The sequence below is a fragment of the Endozoicomonas sp. ALC020 genome (assembly GCF_049275935.1).
Classification (GTDB): Bacteria; Pseudomonadota; Gammaproteobacteria; order Pseudomonadales; family Endozoicomonadaceae; genus Endozoicomonas_A.
The window spans coordinates 5,685,629-5,698,088 of sequence record NZ_CP184830.1 but is presented as its reverse complement, the minus strand read 5'-3'; the positions used below and the strand labels follow the sequence as shown (position 1 = coordinate 5,698,088).

Annotated in this window: 6 protein-coding genes; all 6 read right to left on the bottom strand. The window is 46.1% G+C overall.

The window, feature by feature from the left end:
• Nucleotides 1-115 precede the first annotated feature (115 nt).
• The gene (locus tag ACOJUO_RS20830) at nucleotides 116-3,349 is read right to left on the bottom strand and encodes a CHY zinc finger protein (protein WP_422138031.1); all 3,234 of its coding nucleotides are present in this window, start codon (nucleotides 3,347-3,349) and stop codon (nucleotides 116-118) included.
• Nucleotides 3,350-3,646: 297 nt separating this feature from the next.
• Nucleotides 3,647-5,482 carry an RING finger domain-containing protein gene (locus ACOJUO_RS20825; RefSeq protein ID WP_422133846.1) on the bottom strand — a complete coding sequence of 612 codons (1,836 nt, stop codon included), beginning with the start codon at nucleotides 5,480-5,482 and terminating at the stop codon, nucleotides 3,647-3,649.
• A gap of 149 nt (nucleotides 5,483-5,631) precedes the next feature.
• Nucleotides 5,632-7,194 carry an F-box/WD repeat-containing protein gene (locus tag ACOJUO_RS20820; RefSeq protein ID WP_422138030.1) on the bottom strand — a complete coding sequence of 521 codons (1,563 nt, stop codon included), beginning with the start codon at nucleotides 7,192-7,194 and terminating at the stop codon, nucleotides 5,632-5,634.
• Between the two features lie 149 nt (nucleotides 7,195-7,343).
• Nucleotides 7,344-8,945 (bottom strand): F-box/WD repeat-containing protein, encoded by a 1,602-nt coding sequence (locus ACOJUO_RS20815; protein ID WP_422138029.1) that lies wholly within the window; start codon nucleotides 8,943-8,945, stop codon nucleotides 7,344-7,346.
• Nucleotides 8,946-9,094: 149 nt separating this feature from the next.
• The gene (locus ACOJUO_RS20810) at nucleotides 9,095-10,702 is read right to left on the bottom strand and encodes an F-box/WD repeat-containing protein (RefSeq protein ID WP_422138028.1); all 1,608 of its coding nucleotides are present in this window, start codon (nucleotides 10,700-10,702) and stop codon (nucleotides 9,095-9,097) included.
• A gap of 145 nt (nucleotides 10,703-10,847) precedes the next feature.
• Nucleotides 10,848-12,455 (bottom strand): F-box/WD repeat-containing protein, encoded by a 1,608-nt coding sequence (locus ACOJUO_RS20805; protein ID WP_422138027.1) that lies wholly within the window; start codon nucleotides 12,453-12,455, stop codon nucleotides 10,848-10,850.
• Between the last annotated feature and the right edge of the window lie 5 nt (nucleotides 12,456-12,460).

Here is a 12,460-nt window from a genome sequence, read left to right as displayed (position 1 = left end):
CTCACTGACCAGGATCAATGCAGATCACCCAGGGATTATGGGAAAGAAAAGGCGTGTTAAACCGCTTTCAATAAATGCACACCGTCGGGCAATTATTATGTTCATGTTCACCTTCTTACGGGTATAGGGGATGCCTGCAAACAGGGCAGTGTTTTAACCTGTTTTGAACCATCGCAAGGCCGCACTCCCCGTGGACCTGGTGGGAGCAGGGAAGGACAAAACGGCTGCCGGGGACCTCTTCCAGACAGATGCAGCAGGTTTCGCGCCCTGAGATTTGCCGGCATTTGTGCGTGCTTTGTAAATTTATATCAAGGCAAAGGTTGCAAACATCACAGTGAAAAAGTTTATCCTTGCTCCTATGGCAAGCATCACATTTATCGCAGTGGAACATGGATCTTTCGCTAGAGGTAAAGAGTTTGCAACGTGCACAGAAATATTCCGACATTTGCTGGTGGCAGCCAGGGCATTTCTGGGAGTTTTCTGTAATGTCCCCCTCATATTTGCAGAGAGAACATTGAAACTGTTTTGCATCAAACGGCAGTTTATTCGTAACCTCGCATAGATCACTTTCGTTATGACATCTATGGCAGGGGAAATAGAATCTGCAGCAGTCAAATTTCAGAAGGCAGAGTCTGTAGTAATGAAAACAGAGCGACATTGGTTTTTTTTGTACAGATGTCATTGACTGTGCCTTCGACGGGCTGGTCGTTGAAATCGGTTGCTGCTCTCCATGGGGCATATCGTCTACTGATGGTAACTCTGAATGCTCATTGGATGAGTTTGTCGCCTCATACGAAGGGGTTGCAAGCTCATTGTGAGTGCCCGACTGCTGGTAAGAACCACTATGCCCGGCACCATTGCTTCCCATCGGCGGGCTGGCGGCTGTCATAGGTTCTTGCGCCCAATGGGGCATAGCGTTTAATGATTCTCGTAGCTCTCTGAGCACATACTGCGCCTTTTCAAGTTGTTTACTAAAGCATTCGTTTTCAGCCTGCAGGTAGCTCACGCAGCTCCGTAATCCCTGGTTATCTGTATTTAACGCTTGATTCTGCCTTCTTAACCCTTCAGCCTCCATTCTTAACTCTCGATTCTCTTTGCTTAGCCCTTTAACTTTTTCAGTTAACTCTTCAATCTGTTGTCTTTTATTTTCTTGTTTTTCCTGAGCTCCTCTTTTCAGCTCAACTTCGATTCTTAGCCTGCTGTACTCATTTAAAACAGTTTCCAGCTTTTCTAAACCACAATTGATAGTTTGAAATTCTTGATTGTTGGGGCTGTCGCCTGCATTAGATGGATTTCCCGGAGTAATCGCTGGGGTATCTGAAAGTAGTCCGTGGGTATACTTCATCGGTGCAGGCAGGGATGGTTGGGAATAAGGTTGCCGAGTGAGAAGGGAGTTGTCGACAAAGCCAGAGGCTATTGTTCTGTTAGAAGTGCTGTCTCTACTAATGATTGCAGCCCCTTGCAGTGGAGGCTGCTGTGGTAAAGTGTAAGTTTTTAACTGAATCAACAGTCGATTTAAGAAATGTTTTAATTCATGAAACGATGGGTGTTGAGGGAATTGTGTAACGGTATATAAAAAAGAGGTGGAAAGTGTAAATGACTGTGCGCCAATAAGAATATCTAGCCTTACTTCCGGATCTGATATTTGTCCTAACGGATAAAGAATAAGTTCAAGTGGGTTGGAACGGAGCAGGAACAATTGAACGAAGTACTCTGCAAAGCAACATTTTTCAAATTGTCCTATAGGTGGCTCTTGGCTGGATTGGTTGACTCTGTGGATTATATCCCGAACAATTTTATACAAAATGATCAGGTTCTTGTTTCCAGCTTCGGACAGAGTCCGGTCAGGTGGAATTATCGGCTGGAGTTCAGACGGAATCTTAATATCATCCAAAGTCCGTGTTTTATCACTGGTGGCTTCTATCAGCTGTTCGATAAAACGGTTGCGCGTTGAGTTTTCGTAGCAGGAACGCTGCAGCTTCAATATCGCCTCAAGGGGCGTGAGACTAATGCCCTCGGTGTTTGTGCTTTTTGTTTCCAAAACCTGCAAACGCAGAGGCATGTTCAGCTCAACCAGTATTTGCCTCAGCTTAAAAACGGCATCGGGATCGTCGCTTTCAATGATGGCTACAAGTTGCTTCGCCAGTACCTGAAGGTCTTGAGTCCTGCTGTTTTTTTCACTTTCTTTTCCATTGTCGTCTTTTCTGTTATTACCATCTCCACTGCTATCATTGTTTTCTCGCTGTGAATTGCGCTCCTGATCTTCAGGGGCACCTTTTTTTTCTTTTTGATGGTCGTTATTTTCGTTCTTTAGTGATTTATCTTGTACCTTATCCGATGACTCCCCATCCCCATTACCTGCCTTTAATACATCAGCATGATCTGTCTTCAAGGCAGTGTACTCAAGAAATAGTTTTAGACAGTCAAGCTGCCACTGAAGGCTCTCGCTGGCTGGGCAAGTAGTGGCGGCACGCTGGAAGAGGGTGTTCCAGAAATTAACATCGGTCAGTTGTTCTATATTCAGGAAGTTAAGCCAACCAACGGGTATAACGGCCTCACTGGAAGAGCCGTCGGCATTGACGCGTGTCATTTTCAGACGCGCCGGGGATCGCTGTTCCGCAAACAAGACAGAATCCTTGCCTATGGACATCAGCCAGTTGATGACGGGTTTCAGGATAACCAGGTCAATTTCGAAGAATCCCGATGGTCTTCCCCCTCCGCCTCCCGGGGGGGGAGGCGAATAGAAGAAGCCTCCATTACCGCCACCGGTAAAATCGGTGTTGCCAGCGAACCCGGCTCCTTTCAATGTGATTGTGTTATTTCGGGTTTGCCCGATTTTCAGCCCAATGTCGGGCAGGTTGTCGGGATAGAGCAGAAGGGTCAGCGGGCTAGCCTGGGTTTTGTCGTTCAGCGGTTGATCGGTGGTTACAGAAATAAGCTCTGGTCTGTCCGCCGTCGTGGATTTCAAGCGAACCAGTGCGCTATTCTCAGAGGCACCTTGTGAGAGAGGCCGGAAGACGGGTGTTTGCTTCTCATTTGGAAGCACTAGCTTATAGCAATAGTCACTCAAGTCGTTCGTGACCCATATTGCGATACTGTTCAAATCAGTTGGTACCACAGGTGCCTTAAAGCAAAGAATGCTGTTTCGGTCATTGAAGCTTTCCGAAAGCAGCAAACTCACTTGCCAATGACTCACATCCCGGGGATCTGTATCGTCGCTGATTTCAATCTGAACTCTTTGTCCATCGGGATTATGTCGGTCGATGATGGTTGAAGAATAGACTGATGGCACAACTACGATAGTTATCAGAGAAACAACAAATGCTATGAATAAACGACAAATTTGCATTCGAATCCCTCAAAAAAAGCTGTGTCAATAATATCAATTCCATTCTTTTCGCCTGATAGCAAACGGCAGGACAATCCGTTTTGACTTTCTGTTCTGGAAAAATAAAGGAACATCATTGGTTGATTTCATTATTTGTTGTAGAAACAGAGAATAGCCAAAAATTTCTGAATCGCTAAACGGTTAATTGTCTTGTGCCAGAGTGCTTTTCGCTGAATCAACTTCTTTGTCAGAAAAATACTTGTCTATCTGGCCAGTTAAGTATTTACAACGGGTTTTTCGGATGAGCTTTCTATTCAATCAGTCTTCCTTCCATAACTCAGTGATTGTTGCCTTGTGACCACCCATCGCCATGGGACCTCTGCCGGCGGTCACCACAAAGCGACTATCGTTGCTGAAGGAGGCTGGTTTTATCGGACCACCATGTCGGATGGTGACTTCATGTTTCCATGTTGCATCGCCCCTACGGCTATAGATTTTCGCCCTTCTATCTACACCAGCGGTTAACACAAAGCGGCTATCGGGGCTGAAGGTGGCTGATATCACTGGGTCATAATGGCGGATGATGGTTTCTTCTTCCCATAATCCATCATCCGTCAGGCTATAGATTTTTGCTTTACCATCTTCACTGGCGGTTATTACATAACGGCTATTGGCGCTGAAGGTGGCTGAGTTAATCATACCTTTATGGTGAATGGTGGCATCTTCTTTCCATGAGCCATCATCTTTCAGACCATAGATTTTCGCCTTTCTATCATCACTGGCGGTCACCAGATGGTGGCTATCGGCACTGAAGCTGGCTGAATTGACCGTCTTATCATGGGTAATGATGACACTTTCTTTCCATAAACCATCGCTCCACTGGCCAGTAATTTTTACCTCGTTATCCTTACCGACAGTCACAATATGGCTGCCATCAGCACTGAAGCTAGCTGATTTGACCGGAGTATTATGGCGAATGGTCATTTCTTCTTGCCATGATCCATCGTTTTTCTGAGCAAAGATTTTCGCAGTATGATCCTCACTGGCGGTCACCAGATGGAGGCTATCTGCACTGAAGATGGCTGAGTTGACAGTGTTGTCATGGACAATGATGGCTTTTTCTTTCCAGACTTGATCGGCTCGCTTGCCAGCTACTGTCACCCGATTTTTGTTTTTTATAGTTACAAAAAGCTGACCATCGGCATTAATTTCAACGACTCTCTCCCTTTGCCCATTAGATACAGTCAGTACATGGTTGCCATCGGCACTGAAGGAGGCTGATTCGATCGAACCACTATGGTGAATAGTGGCTTCTGTTTCCCAGGTTCCATCGTCCTTTTGGCCAGTAATTTTCGCCCTGTGATGCCTGCCGACAGTGACCACATGTCGTCCATCCTGACTGAAGGAGGCTGATTTGATCGGACCATAGTGGCTGATAGTGACTTCTTCTTGCCATGATCCATCCGCCTGGTAGCCATAGATTTTTGCCGTTCCATCGTCACTGGCGGTTATTACCAGGTGGCCATTGCTGCTGAAGACGGCGGAGTTGATCTTATATTTATGGATAATCTCAGCTTTTATAACCGGATGAATTATTTTTCGCAGGATACTTACATACTGTAAATCATCCGATGCCTGGCTGTTATGTCTGCAAAGTTGGACAAAATGATATAAGACTCCATGACATGCTTCTGCTTTATTCCATTCGTTCACTGCTCTGGCAGCAATATCTAATGAGTAACAACCGTCGTATTTATCCAATAGCCCATTTAAGTCTTTAAGTTTGTTCCTTAAGCTAATCAATTCTGCGCGACAAACAGGGCAGGTTTTAACTGTCCTGTTTCGCAGTCTGGTTTGCAGCCACTGATACAAACAATGCACGTGAAAAAGGTGTTTACATGGCGTTTTCATTATACTTGCCGTGTGTGACCCATAACAGACTGAACAATTCTCGTCAGTAACTTGCGCTTGTTCCAGTTTGAATGCACTGTCGCTGAAAGCACTAATGTTGATTAAAGCATTCAATGCTGTTTTTTCAGTGACATCGGAGGTTCTACCCTCACTAACAGAAGATGATACACTTCCCCGGCGAGCTCGCTTTGGTGGTGGCGAGTATGAACCTGAAATGCTGGAGTTATTATTAATTCCGTCCATGTCTGGCTCCTCCAAAGTTAGCGTTTATTTCCGGTTAGCAAAGACAGTAAACATTGATTCTGTAAATCAGAATGGGTTTTAGCATGAAAGTTCATAACATCTTGTTTAGCGCAACGGATAAAGTTTCTTTCAGTACCTACAGGGTGATGTTATCCAGTGACAGCAGACAAAAAATGATGTCTCCGCAGTTCAGTGATTTTTACCATGCCATACTCGCTGGAGGTGATCACCTGGCTGCCATCAGCGCTAAAGGTGGCCGATGAGAGCCAGTCATCATGAACAATGGTGGCTTTTTCTGACCAGGACCCATCATCTTGCTGACCAATGATTTTTGCCGTTTTATCAAGGCTGGCAGTCACCAGATGGCGGCCATCAGGGCTGAAGTTGGCTGATATGACGTGACTCTTATGGGAAAAGGTGGTTTTTACTTTCCACGAGCCATTGGCTTTTCTGCGGTAAATTTTTACTCTGTGATCGTAGCCGACAGTCACCAGATGGTGGTTATCGGTGCTGAATCTGGCGGATTTGACCCAGTGTTGAATGGTGGTATTTTTTTTCCATGATCCATCGGCCTCCTTGCCATAGATTTTCGCCTTCCGATCAGGAGTGTTGGCGATCACATTGCCAGTGTCGGCTCTGAAGATGGCTGACAAGACGTTACTAACATGGGTAATGGTATCTCTTTCTTCCCATGATCCATCGTACTTCTGGCTATGGATTGTCACCGTGTTATCAGAGGCGGTTAATACATGGCAGCCATCGATGCTGAAAATGGCATCATAGAAAAAAGTCTCATTGGGAAGGGTGGCCGTTAGCTCCCATGATCCATCGTTCTTTCGACTATGGATTTTCGCTGTATAATCCCAACTGGCGGTCAGGATATTTCGACCATTGCTGCTAAAGCTAGCTGATTTGACGATACCATTATGGTGAATGAGGGTGTTTGGCTCCCATGATTCATCACAACTCAGATCATATATCTTCGCCGTACCATCCGAACTGGCGGTGACTGCATGATGACCATCGGGGCTGAAAATCGCTGATCTGACCCGTCCTTCATGGGCAATGGTGGTATTTTTTTCCCATGTTCCATCAGGCTTATGGCCGTAGATTTTTGCCGTATTGTCTCCATTGGCGGTCACCAGATAGCGGCCATCGGCACTGAGTGCGGCCGAGTAGACTACATTGATGCTTCCCATTCGGATGAGATCGTCAATGTTGGCTTTAGTAACCAATTCAAAGGTATCACATTCAGACATCAGCTTAGCCTTGGTGAAAAATAACAGACCAGGTAAATAAACACTCGTCGACCGACGATCTGCGAGTGAATCGGCTAACGCTTTATTATTCGAAAATGACTCAAACCATGCACGGAGTTGATTCTTGTTTTTTGTACTGATGGTCATCCTTAGTTGCTGCTGATGTGCTGAAGTAAACTGGCGATACCAGGCTTTTGCCAGAGCGTTATCTTGCTTGATAACGTCGCGAAGACGGGTAGATACCTTTTGTAAACTGCGAATATCCCGAAGTTTCAAATGGCAAAAAATCATGGAAAGTGTATCTGAGGCCAAATCCTGTAATGAAAGTTTTTGCTTTTCTTTCTTGTCAGCTACTGTGATGGACCTACCCTGATGGTCAGCCGTTAGTGCCAGCGCTCTGGCTCTGGCTCGCGTCAGTGGAGGTTCAAAACCGGAATTATTGATTCCATGCATGTCTGGATCCTACAAAGTGGGTGTTTAATCTCGATCATCAGGGAGGTTTAAAAATTATTTAGTTAGTCAGAGACATTTCCAGAATGAAAGTTCATAACAGGTTGGTTAGTGAAACTGACAAAATGACTTTCGGCCCATGCAGAATAGTGTCACCCACTGACTGCAGACAATAAATGATTCCTGCGTAGTTCAGTGATTTTTACTATGCCATCCTCACTGGAGCTGATCACCTGACTGCCATCGGCATTAAAGGAGGCCGATGAGAGCCAGTCATGATGAACAATGGTGGCTTTTTCTGACCATGAGCCATCGTCCTGCTGACCAATGATTTTCGCCGTTTTGTCCCGGCTGGCAGTCACCAGATGGCGGCCATCAGGGCTGAAGGTGGCTGAAATGACGGTACTCGTATGGGAAAAGGTGGCTTTTTCTTGCCACAAGCCATTGGCTTTTCTGCCGTAAATTTTTACTTTGTAATCGTTGCCGGCAGTCACCAGATGTCGGCTGTCGGGGCTGAAGGTGATCGAGCTGACAGCTTCCCCTTGATTGAAGGCACTTTCTTCCCATGACCCATCGGCCCTCTTGCCATAGATTTTCGCCTTGCCATCCAAACCGGCAGTGGCCGCAAAGCCATTATCGGCACTGAAGGTGGCTGACATGACAAAACCATTATGGGGAATGATATCTTTTTCTTCCCATGATCCATCGTACTTCTGGCTATGGATTTTCACCGTTTTATCAGAGGTGGTTAATACATGGCAGCCATCGATGCTGAAAATGGCTGAATGCACAAAAGACCGATTGGGAAGGGTGGCCGCTAACTCCCATGATCCATCGTTCTTGCGGCTATGGATTTTCGCTGTGCCATCCCAGCTGGCGGTCAAGACATGTCGACCATTGGTGCTGAAGCTAGCTGAGTTCACGATACCATGATGGTGAATGAGGGTGTTTGGCTCCCATGATTCATCACAACTCAGACCATATATCTTCGCCACATGATCCGAACTGGCGGTGACTAAATGATGACCATTGGGACTGAAAATCGCTGATTTGACCCGTCCGTCATGGGGAATGGAGGTTTTTTTTTCCCATGTTCCATCAGGCTTGTGGTCATATATTTTTGCCGTTCGGTCGCCATTGGCGGTGACCAAATAGCGGCCATCGGCACTGAGTGCGGCCGAGTGGACTGTATTGATGCGTCTAATTCGGGTGAGATCGTCAATACTAGTGGCTGAGTTGTCTTTATAATTTTTGTCAATGATGGCTTTAGTGACTAATTCAAAGGTGTCACATTCAGACATCAGCTTTGCTCTGGTGAAAAATACCAGACCAGGTAAATAAAGACTCATCGACCGGCGATCTGCAAGTGAATCGGTTAACGCTTTATTATTCGAAAATGACTCAAACCATGCACGGAGTTGATTCTTGTTTTTTGTACTGATGGTCATTCTTAATTGATGCTGATGTGCTGAAGTAAACTGGCGATACCAGGCTTTAGCCAAAGCGTTATCCTGTTTGATAACGTCACGAAGGCGGGTAGATACCTTTTGTAAACTGCGAATATCCCGAAGTTTCAAATGGCAAAAAATCATGGAGAGTGTACCTGAGGCTAAATCTTGCAATGAAAGCTTTTGCTTTTCTTGCTTCTCAGCAACAGAGACGGACCTGCCCGCATTGTTACCCGTTAGTGCCAGTGCTCTGGTCTGGGCTCGCTTCAGTGGTGGTTCAAAACCGGAATTATTGATTCCATGCATGTCAGGATCCTGCAAAGCGGGTGTTTGTTCTTGATCACCGGCGAGGGTTAAAAATTGTTTAGTTAGTCAGAGGCATTTCCAGAATGAAAGTTCATAACAGGCTGGTTAGTAAAACTAACAAAATGACGTTCAGTGCCTGCAAGATGGTGTCACTCAGTGACAGCAGACCATGAATGATTCCTTTGCAGTTCAGTGATTTTTACTATGCCATCCGAACAAGAGGTGATCACCTGACTGCCATCAGCGCTAAAGGTGGCCGATGTGACGAAGTCATCATGGGCAATGGTGGCTTTTTCTAACCATGTCCCATCATCCTGCTGACCAATAATTTTCACAGTTTTCTCATAGTAGGCAGTAGTCAGCAGATGGCGACCTTCAGGACTGAAGGTGACTGATGAGACCGCCCTGCCATGGGAAAAGGTGGCTTTTATTTCCCAAAAGCCATCAGCTTTTCGGCCGTAGATTTTCGTGCCATCGCTGCTGCCAGTGGCTAGATGTCGGCCATCAGGACTGAAGTTAGCCGATTTGACCAGATTCCTGTGTTGAATGATTTTATTTTCTTCCCATGATCCATTGGCCTTCTTGCTGAAGATTCTCGCCTTGCAATCCTTACTGGTGGTGACCACATAGCCACCATCGGCGCTGAAGGCGGCTGACATGACAGAACTATCATGGGGAATGGCATCCTTTTCTTCCCATGATTCATCAGCCCTCTGACTATAGATTTTTGCGGTATTATCCCAACAGGTGGTTATCAGATGGCAGCCATCGTTGCTGAGGGCTGCTGATTCGAGACGAAATCCTAGGGAAAGTATGGCTGTTAATTTCCATGATCCATCGCGCTTGTGGCTATGGATCTTCACCTCTCCGTCGAGACTGCCGGTCAATACATGTCGGCCATCGGTGCTGAAGGCGGCTGAATGGATCTGATAATAATGGAGAATGATGATTTTTCGTTTCCATGATTCATCGCACCCCAGATCATATATCTCTGCCGTGCAGCCCGCACTGGTGGTGACTAAATGATGACCATTGGGACTGAAAATCGCTGATTCGACCAGTCCGCTATGGGGCAGGGAGGTTTTTTTTTCCCATGTTCCATCAGCCTTTTGGCCGTAGATTTTTGCCGTTTTGTCGCCATTGGCGGTGACCAGATAGCGGCCATCGGCACTGAGGGCCGCCGTGCTAACTCGATTGCGGTTTAATATACGAAGGTATTCAGCAATGCAGTTCGCTGAGTTGGTATCATAAGTTTTGTCAATGGTGGCTTTAGTGACTGATTCAAATGTTTCACATTGAGACATCAGTTTAGCCCTGGTGAAAAATAATACCGGTGAATAAACACTCGTCGGCTGGCGATCAGTGAGTGACTCGAGTAACGCCTGATCATTGGAAAACGGCTCAAACCATGCACGGAGTTGATTCTCGGTTTTTGTAGTGAGGGTCATCGTGAGTTGATTCTGGTGTGCTGAAGAAAACTGGCAATACCAGGCTTTTGCCAGAGTGTTATCTTCCTTGATAACGTCGCGAAGGCGGGTACATACCTTTTGTAAACTGCGAATATCCCGAAGTTTCAAATGACAAAAAATCATGGAAAGTGTATCTGAGGCTAAATCTTGCAATGAAAGTTTTTGCTTTTCTTTCTTGTCAGCTTCAGTGATGGACCTACCCTCGAGGTTACCTGTTGGTGTTAGTGATAGAGCTTGAGCTTGTTTTAGTGGTGGTTCAATAACGGAATTATTATTTATTCCATGCATGTCTGAATCCTGCAAAGTTGGTGTTTATTTTCGATCACCAGGGAACTTTAAAAATTATTCAGTCAGATAAAGTTCCAGAATGAAAGTTCATAACAAGTTGGTAAGTACAACTAACAAAATTTCTTTCGGCACACTCAAGATGGTGTTACTCACTGACAGCAGACCATGAATGATTCCTTCGCAGTTCAGTGATTTTTACGATGCCGTCCCGACTGGAGGTGACCACCTGACTGCCATCAGCGCTAAAGGTGGCCGATGAGATCCAGTGATCATGGGCGATGGTGGCTTTTTCTGACCATGTCCCATCATGCTGCTGACCAATGATTTTCACCGTTTTCCTGTAGCTGGCAGTAGTCACTATATGGAGACCATCAGGACTGAAGGTGGCCGATGTGACCAAACCAGTGTGGAGAAAGGTGGTTTTTTCTGCCCATGAGCCATTGGCTTTCAGACCGTAGATTTTTAATGTGCCATCGTCGCTGGCAGTGACTACGTGGCGGCCATCGAGGCTGAAGCTGGCCGAGTTGACTATTAGCCTGTGTTCAATGATGGTATTTTCTTCCCAGGATCCATCGGCGCTCTTGCCATAGATTTTCGCCTTGCCATCCAGACTGGCAGTGACCACATAGCTACCATCGGCGTTGAAGGTGGCTGAAATGACACCTCTATCATGGGGAATGACACCTTTTTCTTGCCATGATCCATCGCCCCTCTGGCTATGGATTTTCGCCGTCTTATCCCAACAGACGGTCACCACATGGCAGCCATCGGTGCTGAAAGTGGCTGACTCGACAAGATCATTATGGGGAAGGGTGGCCGTTAATTCCCATGATCCATTATCTTTCTGGCTATGGATTTTCGCTGTTTGATCCCAACTGGCAGTCACCAGATGTCGACCATCGGTGCTGAAGTTGGCTGATCTGATGAATCCATCATGAATAATGGTGGTTTTTGGTTCCCATGGTTCATCACACTCCAGATCATATACCTTCGCTCTGTTATGACTGGCGGTGACCAGGTAGTGACTATCGAGGCTGAAAATCGCTGATTTGACCCATCCTTCATGAGGAATGGTTGTTTTTATTTCCCATGATCCATCAGGCTTGTGGCCATATATTTTTGCCGTCTTGTCCGCATTGGCGGTAACCAGATAGCGGCCATCAGCACTGAGGGCCGCTGAGTCGACTTCATTTTCATGCACCATACGGATGCGATCATTTAATGAGGTGGCTGAGTTGGCTTTGTAAGTTTTGTCAATGGTGGCTTTGGTGACTAATTCAAAGGTTTCACATTTAGACATCAGCTCAGCCCTGGTGAAAAATAACAAAGCAGGTGAATAAACACTCATCGGCTGGCGCTCTGTGAGTGACTCGACTAACGCTCTATTATTCGTAAATGACTCAAACCAGGCACGGAGTTGATCCTTGTTTTTTGTACTGAGGGCCATCCTGAGTTGCTGCTGGTGTGCTGAAGTAAACTGGCGATACCAGGCTTTTGCCAGAGTGTTATCTTGCTTGATAACGTCGCGAAGGCGGGTAGATACCTTTTGTAAACTGCGAATATCCCGAAGTTTCAAATGGCAAAAAATCATGGAAAGTGTATCTGAGGCTAAATCCTGCAATGAAAGTTTTTGCTTTTCTTTCGTGTCAGCCAGAGTGATGGACCTGCCCGCATGGTTACCCGCTTGTGCCAGCGCTCTGGCTCGGGCTCGCGTCAGTGGTGGTTCAAAACCGGAATTATTGATTCCATGCATGTCTG

Coding starts and splice junctions, on each gene's coding strand:
- ACOJUO_RS20815 (WP_422138029.1), bottom strand. CDS start 8,945: ATGCATGGAATCAATAATTCCGGTTTTGAACCACCACTGAAGCGAGCC.
- ACOJUO_RS20825 (WP_422133846.1), bottom strand. CDS start 5,482: ATGGACGGAATTAATAATAACTCCAGCATTTCAGGTTCATACTCGCCA.
- ACOJUO_RS20810 (WP_422138028.1), bottom strand. CDS start 10,702: ATGCATGGAATAAATAATAATTCCGTTATTGAACCACCACTAAAACAA.
- ACOJUO_RS20830 (WP_422138031.1), bottom strand. CDS start 3,349: ATGCAAATTTGTCGTTTATTCATAGCATTTGTTGTTTCTCTGATAACT.
- ACOJUO_RS20805 (WP_422138027.1), bottom strand. CDS start 12,455: ATGCATGGAATCAATAATTCCGGTTTTGAACCACCACTGACGCGAGCC.
- ACOJUO_RS20820 (WP_422138030.1), bottom strand. CDS start 7,194: ATGCATGGAATCAATAATTCCGGTTTTGAACCTCCACTGACGCGAGCC.